This is a genomic window from Streptomyces sp. NPDC005878, assembly GCF_040629815.1.
Classification (GTDB): Bacteria; Actinomycetota; Actinomycetes; order Streptomycetales; family Streptomycetaceae; genus Streptomyces.
The window spans coordinates 122,230-141,210 of the sequence record NZ_JBEXWK010000014.1 but is presented as its reverse complement, the minus strand read 5'-3'; the positions used below and the strand labels follow the sequence as shown (position 1 = coordinate 141,210).

The window sequence follows — 18,981 nt, the reverse complement described above, 5'->3', positions numbered from 1 at the left end:
TGTGCGGCCAGTTGGCGCGTTGGCCATGTGGCGTGTGGGGTCAGGTGGCGTGTGCGCAGCCCCCCCGCGAGCCCAGCCGCCCCGCACCCTCAGGCGTCCGCCACCGCGATCTCCAGCTCCCGCAGACGGTCCGGCTCCGCCACGACGTCGATCTCGCTGATCATCCCGTCCACGACCGTGAAGCGGAGCACCACGCGCAGGCGGCCGAAGGGGGCCATGGCGAGGCCGGCGGCCCCGTCGATCAGGGCAACCCCGGTGAAGCGGGCGCGGCCCACCGCCGCCATCGCCGCCTTGGCGACGGTGACCGCGCCGCCCAGGAAGATGGGCTCGGCACTGGGCACGACCGCCTTGTCGGCGCGCAGGACCACGTCGGGGTGGAGCAGGGTGACCAGGGCCTCGAAGTCGCCGTCGCGGGTGGCGGCGAGGAAGGCCTCGGCGAGCCGGCGTCCGCGCGAGGGGTCCGGGCCGGGCGCGGGCGTGGCACCCCGGGCGCGGCGGCGGGCGCGGCTGGCGAGCTGGCGGGCGGCGGCCGGGGTCCGCTCGATCATCGGGCCGATCTCGTCGAACGGTACGGCGAACATGTCGTGCAGGACGAAGGCGAGGCGCTCCGCCGGGGAGAGCGTGTCGAGGACGACGAGCAGCGCGTGCCCGACGGAGTCGGCCATCACCGCTTCCCGCTCGGGGTCGGGGCGGCTCGTGTCGTCGGGGGCGCCGGTGGGAGCGCCGGGGCCGAACTCCGCGTCGGGTCCGGCCGCCTCCAGCGGGTCCTCGCCCCGGGTGCGGCGGGTGCGGAGCATGTTCAGGCACACCCGCGCCACGACCGTGGTCAGCCAGCCGCCGAGGTTCTCGACCTCGGCGATGTCGGCGCGGCTCGCGCGCAGCCAGGCGTCCTGGAGGGCGTCCTCGGCCTCGCTGAGGGAGCCGAGCATGCGGTAGGCGACCGCGCGCAGATGGGAACGGTCCTGCTCGAAGCGCTCGGTCAGCGCCTGGGTCTGCGCCGGTGTCGGTGCGTGGGGCTGTGTCTGGGGCTGCGCCTCGGTCTGTGGCTGCGCCCGTACCGGAGCCGGTGCCTGCGTCTGTGTAGATGCCGGAGCCGGTGCCTGCGTCTGTGCAGATGCCGGAGCCGGTGCCTGCGTCGGTATCTGCGCCTGTGCCTCCGCCCCCGGTTCGTTCCGGCTGTCGCTGTGCGTCTCGTGCTGCTCGTCCATCGGCCGCATTCCTCCGGTCCCCCTCGCCCGCGCGCGGTGTGTCAGAGAAGTAGATCACCGTGGACCTGCTCATCTACCCGGGGGAGTCCAACGAACCGAGGAGCAGCAGGGATGACGTCAACGATCCTGGTCACCGGTGGCACGGGCACGCTCGGCGGTCACGTCGTGCCGCGCCTGCTGGACGCGGGGCACCGCGTGCGCGTCCTCAGCCGCCACGACCGCGCGGACGCCGACCGCGCGGACGCCGACCGCGCGGACGCCGACGGCGTCGAGTACGTCGCCACCGACCTGCTGCGGCCCGAGGGCATCGACCTCGCCGTCGAGGGCGCCGACATCGTGCTGCACCTGGCCGGCGGCCCCAAGGGCGACGACGAGGCCACCCGCAACCTGGCCGGCGCCGCCTCACGGGCCGGGGTCCGCCACCTCGTGTACATCTCGGTCATCGGCGCGGACCGCGTCCCGCTGGGCTGGTTCGGTACGAAGAGGGACGCCGAACAGGCGGTGCGGACGTCGGGCATCCCGTGGACGGCCCTGCGCGCGGCCCAGTTCCACGACCTGATCCTGCTGATGTGCCGCAAAATGGCCCGGTTGCCGGTCGTCCCCGTTCCGGCGGGCCTGCGCTTCCAGCCGGTCGACGCGCGCGATGTGGCGGACCGGCTGGTGCAGTTGACCCTCGGGGACCCGACCGGGCAGGCGCCGGACCTGGCGGGGCCGAAGGTGTACGAGATGGGGGACCTGATCCGTACGTACCTCCAAGCCCGCGACACGCGCCGGCTGCTGGTCCCGGTGCCCCTGCCGGGCAAGGCGGGGCGCGCCTACCGGGCGGGCGACAACCTCTCCCTGGACGGCACCGCCGTGCTGGGCGAGCGCACCTGGGAGGACTTCCTCGCCGAACGACTGGGCTAGTCCCTATCCCTCCGCCCCATGCGGAAAACGCATCACCGGTTGGTAGGGTGGGGCGTATGGGACTGGGGTTGGAGGAGTCGCTGCGGCTGACGGTCGCGGCGCTGATGCAGGCGACGGGCCAGTCGCAACGGGATCTGGCCGAGGTACTGGGCCTGACGCAGACCCAGGTGTCGCGCCGTCAGGCGGGCACCACCGCGTGGAGCCTGCGCGACTGCGACGTACTGGCCGCGCACTATGGGATCGGCCCGCTGGACCTGCTGGCCGGCCCGACCCGGGCGTGCGAGGCGCTGCCGGCCGGGACGCGGCGCGGCGGCGGCAGGAGCGGGCGGAACGCGAACGCGAACGTGAACGTGAAGGTGAACGTGAGGGACGGGGTGGCGGGACGGTGAGCGACTTCGACGCGATCGACTCGCTGCTCGCCTCGGTCGGGCCCGAGGCCGCGCTCGTGCCGCCCGAGGAGCGCCTGCGGCTGCGCGAGGCGGCGCGCTTGTCGAAGGCGCAGGTCGCCCGTGCGCTCGGGGTCAGCCCGTCGACGGTGACGGGCTGGGAGACCGGCCGCGACCCGTCGGGCGAGGTGCGCACGCGGTACGCGTATCTGCTGGAGGGGCTGCGGGAGCGGCTGGAGGAGTACGGACAGGAGCAGTCCGAGACGGAGGCGGAGGCGGAAGCCGTGCCTGCGGGTGAGGGCGGGGGCGGCGACGCTTCGGGCGGGCTGGGCGGTGCCGAGGGCATGGAGGGCACGGAAGTAGCTGAGGCCGCCGAGGACATCGAGGACATCGAGGACATCGAGGACGTCGAGCAGCTCGTCGTGCCCGAGCCGTGCGTGCTGTGCGGGCGTCCGGCCCGGCAGCGGGTGGCGGGGTTCGCGCAGCACCTGGATCCGGGGGAGTGCGGGGAGGCGGTGTCCGGGGGCGCTAAGGGTGTGGCGGCTCCGGACGCGCAGGCTCCCGTGGTTCCGCACGGGCAGGGTGCGGCGGCTCCGGGCATGCCGGCTCCCGTGGCTCCGGACGCGCGTGCTGCGGCGGCTTCGGGTGCGGGGGCTGCGGCCGCTCCGGGTGTGCGGGCTCCGGTGGCCGAGCCGGTTCCCGCAGGCCCGGCGGCGGCGACGGCCCAGCCCGCTTCCTCTCGTACGCGTACCCCTGCTCGTAAGGAGAACGGCAGCGCCGCCTCCACCCCGCCCCCCGCACCCCGCACGAACCGGCAACCGGATGCTTCCGCGTCCGCCGAGCGCCCCAAGTCCCCCCAGTCGCAGTCCCAGTCCCCCAAGCCCCCCACCCGCCGGGCCTTCCAGGCCGCCCGTCCCGAACCCTCGGACCTGGTCGTGCAGGCCGTGCGCGCGGCGCTCGCCGAGCACCGGGGCGATGTGGACGCGGCGACGGCCGCGCTGGTCAAGCGGGCGATCCCGGACGCGATGCGGCTGCTGGACGAGACGCGCAAGGGCGCCCGTTACGACATCATCGCCCACCCGTGGATCCCGGACGTGCTGCGCAAGCAGACGGCGAAGGGCGCCGACCAGATCTGGGAGGCGCGCCCCAAGTGGACGCGGCACGCGCTGCCCCCGGGTGAGCACGAGGTGACGGCGCTGGACATCAACGGCGCGTACCTCTCCGCGCTGAAGACCCATCTGCCGCTGGGGCAGCTGGAACATTCCACGGGCTTCGCGCACGACCGGCGCCGGGCGGGCGTGCATCTGATCACGCCGCCGGTGTGGGAGCACGAGGACGTCCTGCCCAACCCGATCGGCAACCGCGACGAGCCGGGCCCGCTGTGGGTGACCGAGCCGACCCTGCGGCTGTTGCAGCGCCTGTCGGGACCGCGTTACGGGTTGTGCGAACCTCCCGAGATCCACGAGTCGTTCACGTCCGGGGCGACGGAGAACCTGCTGGAGAAGTTCCGTATCGCCCTCAAGGACGCGCGGGACGCGGCGCTCGCGGACGGGGACGAGGTGACACTGGAGTACGTGAAGGCGATGTACTCCAAGTTCGTCTCCACGATGGGCGAGTCCAACTACAACAGGGAGCTGTACCGTCCGGACTGGATGCACATCATCCGCTCCCAGGCGTTCGCCAACCTCTGGATGAAGGCGTACAAGGCGCACGACGAGGGGCTGACGGTGGTACGGGCGATGGGCACCGACGAGCTCCATGTGATCGGCGACTGGCGTGCGGTGTTCGCGGAGGGCCGGGGCGTGACGGAGGTCAAGGTCAAGGACACGTACACGGCGGGCGACCCGGCCGACCAGGGCGAGCGGGCCGAGCAGGGCGAGCGGGCCGAGCAGGGCGAGCGGGCCGAGCAGGGCGAGGAGGGCTGAAGTGCCGGAGCACAGTCAGGAGTTCGGCAAGTACGGGGCGCGCGGCGTCAAGGGCAGCGAGGCGGTGTCCCGGGTCCTGGACTCCCTCGCGGGCGGCATCGCGACGCCGGTGACGGTCAAGCGCGGCCTGATGGCGCGGCTGCACTACCTGACGCGTACGCCGCACGCGTGGGCTGCGGCGCGGGAGGCGGGCCTGACCGTCACCGACCGTACGGTCAAGGCCTGGCTGGCGGGCCGACGCACCCCCACGGCGGCGAACCTGGAGCGCATCGACCGCGCGTACTGGACGGTCCGCCGCCACAACGTGGCCCGCCACCTGCTGCGCCGCCTCAACGCGGCGGGCGGCACCCGCGTGGAGCTCCACCCCCTCAACCAGTCCCAGGTCCCGCGCCCGCGCCAGCGGATGGTGGAGTACCGCACGATGAACGTCCGCCGCTGGGACCGCATCGTGGCGGCCTGGGCCGAGGCGGACGCGGAGGCGCTGGACGGGGCGTGGACGGACGTCATCGAGGACCTGGGGTCGCAGTGGGGGCAGTACGAGTATGTGACGAATGTGGGGTTCGCGGCGTAAGGGGGCAGGGGGTGGTGCCCGGGTCGGCGCAGGGAGTCACGGGGTGGTGCCTCGGGTCGGCCCGGGCGCGGGCCCGGGGAGTCACGGGGTGATGCCCGGGGCTGGCCGGGGCGCGGGCGCGGTGTGCTCGTGGACCGGCCCCGGCGGGCTCGGCGTCCCCCCGAGCCTGTCCTGCCCGAGGTCGGTGACGGCGTCGACCGTGCATACGGTGCCCACGGCCCCGGGCGGGAGGGCCCAGTGCGGGCCGGGCCGCGCGGTCAGGTCCGGGCGGGGCACGCCCAGCCAGGTCCCGGGCCCCAGGCACTCGGCGCCGGGCACCTGCCAGTGGCTGTGTGTGCCCGGCGGGACGAGGGCGTAGTACCAGACGCCGACGCCGTACGCGTCGTGGATGACGGCCCCGTCCCCCAGCGCCCGGGCGAGGAAGGCGGCCACGGCGTCCGGGTCCTCGCTCCCGGCGGCCGCGTGGACGACCGCGGCGGGCAGGCGGACCGCGTCGAACCGCACCCCCGTCGGCACCAGGGCGATGCCCACGTCGAACTCCCGCCGGGCCTGGGCGGGTACGGGGTGCGCGGAGGCGAGCCACTCGGTGACGGCCCGGCGGGTCGGGTTCAGCACGGCGCGCTCACCCCGGCCTCGCTCGCCCCGGCACAGCCGCGGTGCGCGTAGCTGGAGCGGGCACCGCCGGTGCCGTCGGCGACGAACAGCCGAACGACGGTGTCGGCCCCCGGCTCGTGGCAGACCTCGCAGGGGCGGTACTGGGCCGGGTCGCCGGGCTCGTGGGGAGGGGCGGGTGCGCCAGCCGCGGCGCCGGCGATGACGGAGCGGCGATCAAGCCCGCCGCCGGTGTGGTGGCGGTCCACCACCGGCCCGGTTCGGGGACAGTTCTTGGAATCGGCCATGACGGGACCGTAAGCGCGGTATACCGGGGGGAGGCCACAGGCATCCTGTGGGTTCTCGCTCCGGACCGGAGATTTGCATGAGTGAGTCCATGAGCGGCTTCCAGTTCGGCCGTCGGGTCGCGTATTGGCGGGGCCGGCGTCGTATGACGCAGGCGCACTTCGCCGCGTTGATGGGGAAATCCCTACGATGGGTGGAAGAGTTGGAGGCCGGGCGGGTCCAGGCGAATCCTCAGCTGTCGGTGATGCTTCTCGCGGCGTCCAAGCTCGGGATCACTGTGGACAGGCTGCTCGGTGACGAAACCGTGGGGTGCGCTGGGCAGAACGAACTCGACGCGGTACGGGCCGCCTTGCACCGGCACGATGTCATCACCGGGGCACGGGGCGACTGTGACCACGAACCGGTGCCGGTCGCGTTGTTGAGCCGGGCACTTGTGCACGCGCGCAACGGTTTTCAGCACGGGCATTTCGCCCAGCTGGGCACGTTGCTTCCCGCGCTTCTCGTCGATGCGTCCCAGGCCGCCCATCACTATCGCGGTGACGCTCAGTTGGAGGCGTTCCGGCTGCTCTCGCTGTCCTTGGAACTCACCGAGGCAGCGTTGATCAAGTGGGGCGACACCGAAACCGCCGTGCTGGCGGGGCACCGGGCGGTCGCTGCCGCCGAGCGGTCCGAAGACGCCGTTGTCATGGCGTCCGCCGCGCGGCATCTGGCCGACGCGATGACCAACCACGGCCAGGCAGCCAAAGCGGTCGCCTTCGTCACGGCAGCCGCCGACCGGCTCCAGGACGAGCTTCTGCGGCGCGGCCCGGACGGACTGAGTGTGCTGGGGATGCTGTTCCTTAAGGCGGCGATGGCCCAGGCCGCCGCTGCCGAAGCGGATGACCGCCACTCCGCCGTGCTGGCTCGTGCGGTGCCGGACCACCTTGCCGAGGCTGCCGAGCACGCCGAACACCTCGGGCATGACGACAACAGGCTCTGGACCTCCTTCGGCCCGACGAACGTGCAGCTCTACCGGGTTGCTGCGCATGTCCAGCTCTCCGAGGGCGCCGACGCGGTGGCCGTGGCCGTGGGTATCCCGGCTGACGCCTACAACGGGCTGCCGCCGGAGCGCCGGGCGCATCTGCTGACCGATCGGGCTATGGGCGAGAAACAGGCGGGACTCGGTGAGCAGGCAGTCGCCACGTTGCTCGAGGCGGAGCGCCTGGCCCCCGAGGAAGTCCGGTGCCGACCCCGGACACGTGGGCTCGTCGAAGATCTGCGTCTGCTGGGCACCGGCAGCGCCGAGGGCCGCTTGCGCGGTCTTGCCGATCGCTGTGGACTGCCCGGGTGACCAAGACCCGGATCCTCTATCTGATCGCCTGCGCGGCGCCGCCCGCAAGGCACCTCGACATCCCCGTCCGTGCTGCCCAGCAGGCGGGCTGGGACGTCTGCGTGATCCTCACGCCGTCCGCGTACCGGTGGGCCACCGAGGACTCCCATGGGGAGATCGCAGCCCTCGAAGCACTCACTGCCCACCCTGTACGCCACCAGTACAAGCTGCCGTCGCAGGCCGATGTGCTGCCGCCACCCGACGCCCTCCTCGTCGCCCCGCTGACCTCCAACACCCTTGCCAAGTGGGCCACCGCCGTCAGTGACACCCTCGCGCTGGGGCTCATCACCGAGGGCATCGGGCTCGGCGTGCCGACCGTCGCACTGCCCCACTGGAACAGCGCCCAAGGTGCGCATCCCGCGATCCCGCGCCACATCGAGGTGCTGCGCGAGGCCGGGGTGACGGTGCTGCTGGGGGAGGGAGGCTTCATCCCCCACCGGCCCCGGCATGGCGACCTTGACACCTACCCGTGGCAAGCCGCGATCGAAGCCCTTCCCGGATAGGGGGTGCCCGGGCGCAGGCCGCCTTGCCCGGCTCACGCCACGCACGGCGGACTCCTGGGCGCGTACTCCGCGCCGCTATCGAGCCCGCATGATCGGGCCTGCGCTGCGTCTCCAGTGTCTCGACGGTGGGCCACTATTGCCGGCTCAGAAGGACAAAGGCCCGCTGGGACAGTTCGCGGGCTTCCGGCACGTGCTGGTGGCGTGCCAGCCGTACGCGCAGGTCTTCGGCGGCATCGCGGATGCGCACCGACTGGACGCCCTCGGCGCAGTCCAGGAACTCGGTCCAGGCGCTGAGGGCGCCGTCGAGATCGCCCTGCTGGAGGTGGATCTCCCCCAGGTGCCCGAGCACGGCCGCGCGGGAGCGGCGACGGTCGAGACCGTGGATTTCCAAGGCGGTGTGGAGTTGTTCTCGGGCACCGGTCAGATCGCCCATTCTGGCAAGGATGGTTCCGGAGGCGTAGGCCCAGCGGCCGATCGTGAAGTGGGAGGCCCAGGAGTCGCCGGTCGGTGTAGAGACCGTACGTTCGATGTGGGTCTGGGACGCGGAGAGCGACCTGGTGGCGAGCCGGTGGTCGCCGTTGAGAGCGGCGGCCTCGGCCAGGGTCGACTCGTAGTAGGCGATCGCCCGGGGAGCGTCGAGGTTCCGGGCGTAACTCATGCACTTCTCCGACAGGGCAAGCGCCTCCGCACGGTACTTGGGGCCGAGAGCGATGGCCTGCACGGTCAGCCCGCGCAGAGCAGTGGCCGCGAGTTCCGGCTCGCCTGATTCGTCCGCGAGACGGTAGGCATGGGCATAGTAGTGCCGGGCGAGGGCCTGATGCCCGGCGTCGTCGCCCTCGTCCTGGGCCATCCAGCCGATGAGATGGGAGAGTTGGGAGGCGGCGGCGTACAGCTGCTGCCCGGTCGCCTCGGTGTAGCGGCCGTCCAGCCAGGGACCGGCGCTGCCGGTGAGGTAGTCGATGGCGATCTTCTTGACGTGACCGCCGCCGTATTCGGCCGCGGTGTCGCCCAGAGTCCTGACCATGCGGAGGATCGCGGAGACTTCCCCGTGACCGACCCGGACGGCAGTGGGAGAGGATTCGCGCACTCGACGTGTGATGGCCTCGGGGTCCGGCACGCCGAGCAGGGACAAGGCTGCGCCGCTGGAAGTGGCAAGAAAGTCCCTGCGGTCCACGTCGCTCCTCCCGAGAGCCAGCACTGAAGCCACGGTATCGACCACGGGGTCGATCGACACCGTGGTCTGTGCGACCTGCTCCGACTCCAAGTCCAGGACCTGGATCACGTAGGGGAGCCACCAGTCCGGGGTCCGCTCCCCGACCATCAGCTTCCGGGCGTACTGGCGGGACATGCCGTCAGGACCCCGCCGGGCAGCGAGTCCGAGCGCGCGGGCGAGCTTGGAAGGTCCCCACCCGCGCTCCGCGCACGCCTGCCGGATGCGACGCGCGATGTCGTTCCGTGCCTGGTCCATCGCCGGCAGGTCCCTTCTGGACGGGAGCACCCAGGGCTGGGTTACGCGGGATGACGCGGGGTTACATCGTGGGTCCTGTTCGCCTGTGGAAGCAGGCAGTTGACTCGAATTCGCCACCGGGTGGTACGGCTCGAGTGCCGTGGCTCTCCTGTCCCGGTGGTGACGACGCGGCCGCCTGCGCGAGGACCTGCACCACTGAAGCGGGTCGCCGCGGTCCTCCTCACCTTTCGTAACGGAGACACTCGTGACGCGAACACACCTCGCCCAGCTGGCGGACCGCACTGTCCTGATCACCGGCGGGGCCGGACTCATCGGTTCCCGCATAGCTGCACGCCTGCGCGCGCTCGGCGCCCGTCCCCTCGTCCTGTGCACGCTGGATGCCTATCCGTCGCACGTCTACCGCGACCTGTTCGGCATCGACACGAGCGGCCCCGACGTGATCACCGGAGATGTACGGGACAGGGCCGTCGTCGACCGCCTCGTGCCCGAATGCGACTACGTGATCCACGCGGCGGCCCTCGCCGACGTCGCCTCCTGCACTCGACAGCCCCGTACGGCCATCGACACCAACATCACCGGCACTCAGGTGCTCCTGGACGCCGTCAGTGCCAGCGAGCGCATCCGACGCCTCGTGTATGTCTCCTCCGCGAGCGTGTACGGCGACGGGAACCCGGAGGACACCCACGATCCGCAGCTGCTGACCATGCGCCAGCTCCTGGAGTCCGTGTACGGGCGCATCGCACCCCAGTTCCATGAGCGGACCTCCGCCGTGCGACCGATGTCGGTGTACGCGAACACCAAAGCGTGGGGTGAGGTGCAGACCGCGCTCACGCTCGGTGCGGTCGGCACGTCGTACACGGTCGTGCGCTACTTCTCCGTCTACGGAGAACCGCAGACCGTCAAACGCGGCAGCCATTCGTGGGTGGTCGCTTGGTTCGCTGCCCGCGCGGCACTCGGCCTGCCGCTGCACCTCAACGGCGGCGGCCACCAGGTACGCGACCTGATCCACGTCGACGACGTGGCCGAGGCGACCATCCGTGCGATGGTGTCGCCGCAGACCCACACGGAGACGGTCAACATCGGCACGGGCGTGGCGACCACCATTCGCGAGGTCGCGGAGCTGGTCCGCGAGCACTGTCCGAACGCCCGGTTCCTGGAGACCCCCATGCCACCGGGTGACCCGCTGGGCGGCTACGCGGCCACCCGGCGCATGCAGGCCATGCTCGGCTGGACCCCGAAGGTGGCCGTCGCCGACGGCGTGCGCAGGTACGTGGAATGGTTACGCAAGACCCCTGAGGCGATCCCGCGATGGCTGGACGAACGCGTCGCCTAGATGACCGGTGGACGGCCGAGCCGGGTCATCCGCCATACCGTCGACCACCGCATGGGCCGGCGTTCGCCGCACGGCTGACGCATCCCTTCGGCGAACCCGCCGGCCCAGGCCCGCAAACCCCCGATCGATCGCGCACGAGCCAGGGTGAGGACACTCCAGGTGCCGAGGTAGAGCGGGACGAGGGGGGCGGGCAGATGGCGCTTGGCCAGCCAGACCCGGTTGCGGGCGGTCATCCGGTGGTAGACGGCGTGCCGGGCGGGACTGGTCCTGGGGTGCTGGAGGAGCAGGGCGGGCTCGTAGAGAATCTTCCATCCGTCGTCCAGGGCCCGCCAGGCCAGGTCGGTCTCCTCGTGGGTGAAGAAGAACTCCACCGGCCAGCCGCCGATCCGCTCCAGCATCGCCATGGACAGCGCGTGGCCGCCGCCGAGGAACGTGGTCACCTCGCCCCGCCGCATCGGATCGGACGACCGCAGCCTCGGTACGTGCCGCCGCTGTGTCTGCCCGGCCTCGTCCGCGATCCGGAACGACACGATGCCCAGACGCGGCTCCTGCTCGTACAGGTCGGCGATCCGCCGGAAGACGTCCGTGTCCACGAGCAGCCCGTCGTCGTCGAGGTCCACCAGGACGTCCACGTCCGCGAACGCGCGGAGCCGGTCCATGGCCACGTTGCGGCCACCGGACACGCCCAGGTTCTCGTCCAGTTCGAAGGCCGTCACCCAGCCGGGCAGGTCGGGCAGGGGCGAGCCGTTGCCGACGACCACGACGCGGGTCGCCGGTTCGTCCTGTCCGGCGACCGAGTCCAGCAGAGCGGCCAGTTCGGCGGGCCGGTTGCCCATGGTCAGTACGGCCACACCCACACGCGGTCGCGTCACGACGCTCCACTTTCGTCCTCGGCGGTACCCCGAAGCCGCGATGCTAGCGGCTGCGCCGGGGCCGCTGTTCACCCGGAAGGAACCTCAGCCATGCCCTCCGTCCACTTGGCCGACTACACCCGAGGGATCAGCAGGGGCGCCCTGGCCGCCACCCCGTACGGCGACCTCGCCGTGTACGACCTGGCCGACTTCCTCGCCCGGTGGCCCGGCCTGCATGCCGCTGCCCTGGCCCACCTCGGCACTCAACGCGTTCACCCGACCGCGTACATCCACCCGACAGCGATCATCGGCGATGACGTCATCGTCGGATCCCACGTCCAAGTGCACGAGTTCTCCACCGTCCGCAAGGGCTCGGTCCTCGCGAACGGTGCTCTGATCGGCTTCAACTGCGAGGTGACCCGGGCCTTCGTCGGAGAGGGGACGGTCCTGGGTCACCGCGTGGGCGTCAACCACACGATCCTCGGCGCGGGGGTCCACCTGTCGGCGTCCGTCACCGTCGCCGCGATCAACATGTGCGAGAACATGCGCCGCCCCGACCGGGAAGTCGTCATGCGAGCCGACTGGGGTCTCTACCGATGTGGCACCACCCGATTCGGCGCCCTGATCGGCGACGGGACCCAGACGGGGAACAACATCTCGCTCGGCCCAGGCGTCGCCGTCGGCCGCGACTGCCGCATCGGCAGTGGCGTCACCCTCGCAGCCCGTATCGTCCCCGAGCGCCATGCGGTCAGTGCGCCGCACATCGCCCAGACCCGCGTCCACAGGCGGCGTGTGGCCCCGACCGCGACATGACGGGACGCATCACCACCCAGGATCCCCCCTGGCACAAAAAACTTCCGGGATCGTGTCACGTTCCCCCACCCCCACGTTTCACAGAAGCAGAGCCGCCCCCAAGCGCGGCTCGCCCCGCTCGAAGTGGGCGGGGTACGTGGAGCGAGTTCTGGAGTGTGTGGTCATGGCGTCTCCCATCCTGGTCACCGGTGGTACCGGCACCCTCGGGCGGCTCGTCGTCCCCCTGGTACGGGGAGCCGGGCGCGAGGTGCGGGTGCTGAGCCGGAATGCGCGGCCGAGCGACGACAGCGGTGTCGCGTACGTCGCCTGTGATCTGCTCGCCGGGGCGGGGATCGAGGACGCCCTGGACGGGGTCGACACCGTGCTGCATCTGGCCGGTGGGCCCAAGGGCGACGACCTGGCGACCCGCAACCTCGTCGCGGCCGCCTCCCGCGCCGGGGTCAAGCACCTCGTGTACATCTCCGTCATCGGCGCCGACACCGTCCCGCTCGGCTACTTCCGGGCCAAGCTCGGCGCCGAGCGGGCCGTCGAGGAGTCCGGCATCCCGTGGACGACGCTGCGGGCGGCCCAGTTCCACGACCTGGTGCTGACCATGATGGAGAAGATGGCCAAGCTCCCGGTGGTCCCCGTCCCGGGCATGCGCCTCCAGCCCGTCGACGCGCGTGAGGTCGCCGCCCGGCTCGTCGAGCTGACCCTGGGCGAGCCCGCCGGGCGGGTGGCGGATCTGGCGGGGCCGGAGGTGTACGGGATGCGGGACCTGACCCGTACGTATCTCGGCGCCCGGGGCAAGCGGCGGCCCCTGCTGCCGGTACGGGTGCCGGGCAAGGCGGGGCGCGCCTACCGGGCGGGCGACAACCTCTCGCTGGAGCACGCCGTGACCGGTACGCGGACCTGGGAGGACTTCCTCGCCGAGCGGGTCGAGCGGGTCGAGCGGGTCGAGCGCGTCGAAAGGGCCGAGCGGGTCGGGGAGCGGGGCCGCGAGTGAGCCGGCGGTCTTCGGCCCCCGCCCCTCACTCGCCCCCCAGCCTCCCGCTCAGCCACGCCAGCGCCGGCGGGATCTCCCGCCGCCAGGTGTTGAAGTTGTGGCCGCCCGTGTCGAGCGTGATCGACGAGACGCGGGCGGGGGCGCGCACCTTCGCGATGAACCGCTGGGTGGCGCGGTAGTTGGTCTCGCCGCGCTTGGACGTGGTGACCAGGAAGGACGAGTTGCCCTGCGGCAGATGGTCCAGGCTCCACAAGAGGTCGGCGCGCTTCTCCTCGCGCCTGTCGCCGTGGAAGAGGTCGCCGGAGTCCCGGTCCACCTCGGCCTTGTAGTCGGCCGACAGGCCCACCCCCGCCGCGTACGCCTCGGGGTGCTGGAGGGCGAGCTTGAGGGCGCAGTAGCCGCCCGTCGAGTCGCCCATGAAGCCCCAGTTGCGCGGTGCGGTGCCCACCCGGAACGTCCCCGCGATGGCCTTCGGCAGGTCCTTGGCGAAGAACGTCTCCGTCTGCGGGCCGCCGGGGATGTCGATGCACTGCGTGTTGCGCGGCGGCGCCACCGTGGGCCGCATCATCACCAGGACCATCGGCCGCATCTTCTTCTGCTTGACCTGCATCCAGGCCGTCTTGGGGTACCGCAGCCCCTTGAGCAGGTTCTCGGCGGTGCCGGGGAAGCCGGTGAGGACGACGGCCGCCGGGAACCTCGTGTTCGCGTACTCCTTCTGGAAGTACTCCGGCGGCAGGTACACGTACGCCGGGCTGACGATCCGCGACCGCTCGCCCTGCACCGAGATCTTCTGCACCTCGCCGCTCAGGTGCGGCGACCCGGCCCCCGGGACACCGACCTCCTGCCGGGCCACCAGTTTCACACCAGGGTTGCCGATGGCCTGCGTGCCCAGCACCCCCACCCCGGTCTGGCGCCCGAACAGGTCCGCCCAGGAGCCGTAGAAGAGGAACGTCCTGTTGGCGGCGAGGCCGACCGAGGAGAAGAGGAGCACCTGGATCGTCAGGACCAGGCCCACCCTGCCCAGCACCGGCATCCACCCCCGCCGCGCCAGGAACGGCCACAGCCAGACGGTGGCGGCGAACAGCAGCGCCGTGCAGGCCACGGCCAGTAGCAGAACGGTGGTACTCGTCAGACCCATGAACCGTGCGAACTCTCTGCCGAGGCCGAAACCGAAGCCGTAACCGAAACTGAGGCCGATGCCGATGCCGATGCCGATGCCGAAGCCGAAGGGGTCCGGGCGTTCCGCTTGCGCGGACCGTCGGACGTCCAGTGTCGGACAGTCAGATACGGATCCGGGGCAATCCGTTCCCGGGGCGGGTCGCTTCGGTCGCTCCGGTCGCTTTCCTCGCCCCGGTCGCTCCGGTCGCTCCGGCGCCCTGCTCGTTCTGCCCGTTCTGCTCGAAGTGGCTGGGGCGGCCGTCCCGGTGGACCGGGCGGCCCAGTCGTGCCGCCGCCGCCCGGGGCAGCAGCGTCCAGGTGCCGTCGGCGCGGCGCAGGGCGCTGGAGTGCCACGGTGTGGTCCAGGCGTCGGGCGCGTCCAGGAGGCGGATACCGAACTTGTCCGCGCCCACCGGCTGCGGGTGGATGGACAGGCGCACCGCTCCGGGGTGCTGCTCGCCGATCAGGGCGCCCCAGGCGCGGCTGCGCTGGATCACGCCGTACGCCCGTTGGCGGCACTCCCGTTGCAGCGCGGAACGCGTCCCCGTGAAACCGGCCGTGTCCTCGACCAGGAAGCGGGTGATGCCCCGGTACAGGGCGAGGGTCTGCGGGTCGCTGCGGACCTCGGCGCGCAGGGCGTCCACGCTCGGGGCGTAGCGGTCGTGGACGTGGGCGCGCCGTGCCTCGTACGGCAGGCCGCCCAGGGTGTCGCCCAGGGCGTCGCGCAGGTCGAAGACGGAGAGCCGGTCCAGTCGGGCGGCGGCGATCAGGGTGCGCAGTTCGTCGGCGTAGGCGTCGATGTGGTGGTCGGGGACGCGGACGAGGTCCCCGAAGACATGGCCGTCGGAGCAGATGACGATCCGGGCACCCGGTGGGTATATCCGGCCGATGTCTCTGCACAGGGCGTCCAGGAACCGCAGGGAGAGGCGTTCGCCCTGGTCGGGGAGGTGGCCGAGCACCTTGGCGGGGTTGGGGGACTTGCAGGGGAAGCCGGGGAGGGTGAGGACCACGGGTGTTCCGGTGTCCACGAAGGCCTGGATACGGCGCAGTTGGCGGGGGAAGGCCGACGCGTCGAGGCCGGGCGGGTGGGGGTCGGTGGTGCGGTGGTGGGGGAGCAGGAGGTCGAGGATCGCGGCGCTCAGGGGCGTGGTGAGGGGGCTCGGGGCGGTCTTCAGCGGCATGGGTTCTCCAGGTGGGGTGAGGGGCGGGGCACGCGGTACGGGGGCGCGCGGGCATGGCGGCGGGGCGCCTCGGCCGGGTGCCGGGCGCCGTAGCCGTAGCCGTACGGGAGGAGGGGGCGGGCCCCGGGGTCGGGTGTCAGGCGCGGTGGTCGTGCGCGGTCGGGCCGTTGTGTGCCGGGCGCCGTAGCCGTACGGGACGGAGGGGGCCCGGGTCGGGTGTCAGGCCCGGTGGTCGTACGTGACCGGCAGCCGCGCCGTCCCCCGCCCCAGCACCGCCGGGATCCACTCCAGCTCCTCGTCCGCGACGGCGAGCCGCAGCCCGGGCAGCCGGGCCAGGAGCGTGCCCAGCGCGATCCGCAGCTCGGCGCGGGCCAGCGCGGCCCCGGGGCAGAAGTGGATGCCGTGGCCGAACGCCAGATGCGGGTTGGGGGAGCGGTCGAGGACCAGCGCGTCGGGGTCCTCGAAGCGGCGCGGGTCGCGGTTGGCGGCGCACAGCGAGACGATCACCGAGTCCCCGGCCGGGACGCGCGTGCCGTGCAGGTCGTCGTCCTCGGCGAGGAAGCGCCACGTGGTGAGCTCGAAGGCGCTGTCGTAGCGCAGGAGTTCCTCGACCGCGCGGGGCAGCAGCGCCGGGTCGTCGCGCAGCCGGGCCAGCTCGCCGGGGTGGCGCAGCAGGGCGATGAGCGCGGTGGTGATCTGGTTGGTGACCGGCTCCTGGCCCGCGACCAGGAGCTGGAAAATCATGGAGTCGAGCTCTTGGGGGGTCAGCTCGTCCGCGTCGCGGGCGGCCACGAGCCGGCTGAGGAGGTCCTCGCCCGGGTGCGCGCGCCGGTCGGCGACGACCTCGGCTATGTAGCTCTGGAGGCCGTGCAGCCGCGCCTCGTACGCCGGGCGTCCGGGGTCGGTGGGGCCGACGGGCTGGACGACCTTGCCCCAGTCGCGGTCGAAGCGGGCGGCCAGGGCGGGCGGCAGGCCGATGGTCTCGGCGAGGACCTGGAAGGGGAAGAGGGCGGCGAAGGCGGCCACCAGGTCGGCGGGCCCGGAAGCGGGCAGCGCGTCGACGAGGGCGTCGGCCAGCTCCTGGAAGCGGGGGAGCAGCTCCTCCACCCGGCGCGGGGTGAACGCGTCCGTCACCAGCCGCCGCATCCGGGTGTGCCGGGGCGGGTCCTGGTGCAGCAGGTGCACCTGGAGCTGGGAGTGCTGCGGCTCGGGCATGATCGAGGCACGGGCGCGCCAGCGGTCGTTGCCCCGGTCGTGGTTCTTGCCGAGGCGCTCGTCGTTCAGGGCCGCGTGGGCGGCCTCGTACCCGGTGACGAGCCAGGCGTTCACCCCGCTGGGGAACACCACCCGGTGGACGGGCCCGTCCTCGCGCATCTTCTCGTACAGCGGGTACGGGTCGCGCTTGTACGGGCAGCCCATGAGCGGGACGGGTTCGGCGGCCGGACCGGTGGCCGGCAGCGGTTCCTGGATGGTCATGGAGGGTGCTCCTCAGAGGGCGAGTTCGGGCTGGTGGTGGTCCAGCCACAGGGCGAGGTCGACGACGCGTTCGAGGCGGAGCCGGTGGCCCCACGGGAGTTGGTCGGGCGGGGTGTCGAGGCACGGTTTGAGGCGCGTCTCGTCGGCGAGGTCGCGGACCCGGCCGCCGCACGCGTCGAGCGCGTCGCGGGCCATGTCCTGAAGGCCCCGGTTGTAGTCGGGGTGGTGGGTGGCCGGGTAGTGGTTCTTGGGCCGCCACAGCACCGACTCGGGCGCCAGTCCCGCCCCGGCCGCGCGCAGCAGGCTCTTCTCGCGGCCGTCGAAGCTCTTGAGGGCCCACGGGGTGGCGAAGGCGTACTCGACGAGCCGGTGGTCGCAGTACGGGACGCGGACCTCCAGGCCCTGCGCCATGCTGAGCCGGTCCTTGCGGTGCAGGAGCTGGCGCAGCCAGCGGGTCAGCGACAGGTGCTGCATCTCGCGCTGCCGGTGCTCGTCGGGGCTCTCGCCGTCGGCGTGCGGGACGGCGGCGAGCGCGGCACGGTAGGTGTCGTCGCGGAACTCGGCGATGCGCAGGCCGAGATCCGGGTTGAGCGGCATCGCGGCCTCGTCGCCGGTCACCAGCAGCCAGGGGAAGGTGCCGGCGGCGAGCGCCTCGGGGTTGTGGAACCAGGGGTAGCCGCCGAACACCTCGTCGGCCGCCTCGCCGGAGAGGGCGACGGTGGAGTGGCGGCGGATCTCGCCGAACAGCAGATACAGCGAGGTGTCCATGTCGCCGACGCCGATGGGCGAGTCCCGGGCGGCCACGACCGCCCGGCGGTGCTCGGGGTCGAGCAGGGTGCGCGGGTCGAGGACGACCGTGCTGTGGTCGGTGCCGATGTGGGCGCCCGCCTCGATGGCGTACGGGGTGTCGTGGCCGGTGCGCAGCACGTCGCCGGTGAAACGCTCGGCCTGGTCGCTGTAGTCGACGGCGTAACTGCGCAGCCGTGCGTCCGGGCCCTCGCGCAGGCGCAGTTCGTCGGCGAGCAGCGCGGTCAGGACGGTGGAGTCGATGCCGCCGGAGAGCAGCGCGCACAGCGGGACGTCGGCCTCCAGCTGGCTGCGGGCGGCGGTGTCGAGCAGGTGGCGGACGTGGTCGACGGCGGTGTCCCGGTCGTCGGTGTGCACCCCCGCCTCCAGCCGCCAGTAGCGGTGCTCGCGGACGCCGCCCCGGTCCAGGACCAGCAGGCCGCCGGGCTCGACCTCCCGTACGCCCGACCAGAGGGTGGGTCCGGTGTTGAAGAGCAGGCTGTACGCCTCGCGCAGACCGTCGGCGTCCACCCGGGGGCGTAGCTGCGGGTGGCGGAACAGGGCCTTGGGTTCGGAGGCGAAGGCGATTCCGCCGTCCACGGCCGCCCAGAACAGCGGTTTGACGCCGAGCCGGTCGCGTACGAGGAGCAGGCGCCGCGCGCGGGCGTCCCAGACGGCGAACGCGAACATCCCGTCGAGGTGTTCGGCGAGCGAGGCGCCCCACTGGGCGTAGGCGCGCAGGACCACCTCGGTGTCGCTGCGGGTGTGGAAGGAGTGCCCCGACCGGCGCAGTTCGGCGCGCAGTTGGTGGTGGTTGTAGATCTCGCCGCTGTAGCAGAGGACGGCCGTGGGGGCGTCGGGGCGGTCGGGCATGGGCTGGACACCGCCCGCCGGGTCGATGACGGCGAGGCGCCGGTGGCCCAGCGCGGCGTGCTCGTCGAGCCAGACACCGCCCGCGTCCGGGCCGCGCGGGGCGAGGGCGGCGGTCATGGCCTCGATGACCGGCCTGCGCGTACGGTCGCGGGCCGCGTGGGCTTCGTGGGCTTCCCGGTCCGCGCGAGCCTCGCGGGTGTCGCGGGATGGGTAGGGGGCGTGAGGGCCGTGGGTGGCGTAGGTGTCCTCGTGGAAGGACACCCAGCCGGTGATTCCGCACATGGGGGCAACT

At 72.4% G+C, this 18,981-nt stretch carries 18 protein-coding genes; 9 read left to right on the top strand and 9 right to left on the bottom strand.

Translation table 11 applies throughout. The features are described 5' to 3' along the window. Positions 1-89 precede the first annotated feature (89 nt). Complete coding sequence (locus ABZ404_RS21490; RefSeq protein WP_358834322.1) at positions 90-1,208, bottom strand: sigma-70 family RNA polymerase sigma factor; 1,119 nt, start codon at positions 1,206-1,208, stop codon at positions 90-92. A 111-nt stretch (positions 1,209-1,319) separates the two neighbouring features. Here ABZ404_RS21490 and ABZ404_RS21485 point away from each other — a divergent pair, with 111 nt between their 5' ends. Genes ABZ404_RS21485 through ABZ404_RS21470 form a run of 4 tightly spaced genes read left to right on the top strand, consistent with a single transcriptional unit; the run spans position 1,320 to position 4,996 of the window. Next, positions 1,320-2,114 carry an NAD(P)H-binding protein gene (locus ABZ404_RS21485; RefSeq protein ID WP_358834321.1) on the top strand — a complete coding sequence of 265 codons (795 nt, stop codon included), beginning with the start codon at positions 1,320-1,322 and terminating at the stop codon, positions 2,112-2,114. 56 nt (positions 2,115-2,170) lie between these two features. Next, a complete protein-coding gene (locus tag ABZ404_RS21480; protein ID WP_358834320.1) occupies positions 2,171-2,503 on the top strand; it encodes a helix-turn-helix transcriptional regulator in 333 nt (110 codons plus the stop codon). Beyond that, entirely contained in the window at positions 2,500-4,425 is a 1,926-nt protein-coding gene (locus ABZ404_RS21475; RefSeq protein ID WP_358834319.1) for a helix-turn-helix domain-containing protein, read from the top strand. The genes ABZ404_RS21480 and ABZ404_RS21475 overlap by 4 nt, the downstream gene beginning before the upstream one ends. Position 4,426: 1 nt before the next feature. Further along, on the top strand, positions 4,427-4,996 hold the full coding sequence (locus ABZ404_RS21470; protein WP_358834318.1) for a transcriptional regulator: 570 nt from the start codon (positions 4,427-4,429) through the stop codon (positions 4,994-4,996). A gap of 81 nt (positions 4,997-5,077) precedes the next feature. Here the strand turns inward: ABZ404_RS21470 and ABZ404_RS21465 are convergent, their stop codons facing one another. Together ABZ404_RS21465 and ABZ404_RS21460 are read right to left on the bottom strand one after the other, a co-directional pair. Then, positions 5,078-5,611 (bottom strand): hypothetical protein, encoded by a 534-nt coding sequence (locus tag ABZ404_RS21465; RefSeq protein WP_358834317.1) that lies wholly within the window; start codon positions 5,609-5,611, stop codon positions 5,078-5,080. Continuing rightward, positions 5,605-5,895: a hypothetical protein gene (locus ABZ404_RS21460; RefSeq protein WP_358834316.1), complete on the bottom strand. Its 291-nt coding sequence runs from the start codon at positions 5,893-5,895 to the stop codon at positions 5,605-5,607. Before ABZ404_RS21460 ends, ABZ404_RS21465 begins: the two co-directional genes overlap by 7 nt. An 89-nt stretch (positions 5,896-5,984) precedes the next feature. On the opposite strand from ABZ404_RS21460, the gene ABZ404_RS21455 reads away from it, so the two are divergent. Both ABZ404_RS21455 and ABZ404_RS21450 read left to right on the top strand, forming a co-directional pair. Further along, a complete protein-coding gene (locus ABZ404_RS21455) occupies positions 5,985-7,223 on the top strand; it encodes a helix-turn-helix transcriptional regulator (RefSeq protein WP_358990681.1) in 1,239 nt (412 codons plus the stop codon). After that, complete coding sequence (locus tag ABZ404_RS21450) at positions 7,220-7,765, top strand: flavoprotein (RefSeq protein ID WP_358834314.1); 546 nt, start codon at positions 7,220-7,222, stop codon at positions 7,763-7,765. The genes ABZ404_RS21455 and ABZ404_RS21450 overlap by 4 nt, the downstream gene beginning before the upstream one ends. 133 nt (positions 7,766-7,898) lie before the next feature. On the opposite strand, the gene ABZ404_RS21445 is transcribed toward ABZ404_RS21450, so the two are convergent. Further along, positions 7,899-9,233: a tetratricopeptide repeat protein gene (locus ABZ404_RS21445; protein WP_358834313.1), complete on the bottom strand. Its 1,335-nt coding sequence runs from the start codon at positions 9,231-9,233 to the stop codon at positions 7,899-7,901. Positions 9,234-9,477: 244 nt separating this feature from the next. On the opposite strand from ABZ404_RS21445, the gene ABZ404_RS21440 reads away from it, so the two are divergent. Next, the gene (locus ABZ404_RS21440; protein ID WP_358834312.1) at positions 9,478-10,566 is read left to right on the top strand and encodes an NAD-dependent epimerase/dehydratase family protein; all 1,089 of its coding nucleotides are present in this window, start codon (positions 9,478-9,480) and stop codon (positions 10,564-10,566) included. Here the strand turns inward: ABZ404_RS21440 and ABZ404_RS21435 are convergent. Continuing rightward, positions 10,563-11,438, bottom strand: coding sequence for a glycosyltransferase family 2 protein (locus ABZ404_RS21435; protein WP_358834311.1), 876 nt, complete (start codon positions 11,436-11,438; stop codon positions 10,563-10,565). The two genes, ABZ404_RS21440 and ABZ404_RS21435, sit on opposite strands and share 4 nt — an antisense overlap. Positions 11,439-11,528: 90 nt before the next feature. On the opposite strand from ABZ404_RS21435, the gene ABZ404_RS21430 reads away from it, so the two are divergent. Both ABZ404_RS21430 and ABZ404_RS21425 read left to right on the top strand, forming a co-directional pair. Then, complete coding sequence (locus ABZ404_RS21430) at positions 11,529-12,230, top strand: transferase (protein WP_358834310.1); 702 nt, start codon at positions 11,529-11,531, stop codon at positions 12,228-12,230. 163 nt (positions 12,231-12,393) lie between these two features. Then, entirely contained in the window at positions 12,394-13,215 is an 822-nt protein-coding gene (locus ABZ404_RS21425; protein WP_358834309.1) for an SDR family oxidoreductase, read from the top strand. Positions 13,216-13,240: 25 nt separating this feature from the next. Here ABZ404_RS21425 and ABZ404_RS21420 read toward each other — a convergent pair whose 3' ends face one another. The 4 genes from ABZ404_RS21420 to asnB form a co-directional block, all read right to left on the bottom strand. After that, positions 13,241-14,353, bottom strand: a complete 1,113-nt coding sequence (locus ABZ404_RS21420) for an alpha/beta hydrolase-fold protein (RefSeq protein ID WP_358834308.1) — start codon at positions 14,351-14,353, stop codon at positions 13,241-13,243. 142 nt (positions 14,354-14,495) lie between these two features. Continuing rightward, positions 14,496-15,554, bottom strand: coding sequence for an isocyanide synthase family protein (locus ABZ404_RS21415; protein WP_358834307.1), 1,059 nt, complete (start codon positions 15,552-15,554; stop codon positions 14,496-14,498). A gap of 219 nt (positions 15,555-15,773) precedes the next feature. Further along, positions 15,774-17,030, bottom strand: coding sequence for a cytochrome P450 (locus ABZ404_RS21410; RefSeq protein WP_358836363.1), 1,257 nt, complete (start codon positions 17,028-17,030; stop codon positions 15,774-15,776). Between the two features lie 12 nt (positions 17,031-17,042). Next, a complete protein-coding gene (asnB, locus tag ABZ404_RS21405; protein ID WP_358836364.1) occupies positions 17,043-18,971 on the bottom strand; it encodes an asparagine synthase (glutamine-hydrolyzing) in 1,929 nt (642 codons plus the stop codon). Positions 18,972-18,981: the final 10 nt, after the last annotated feature.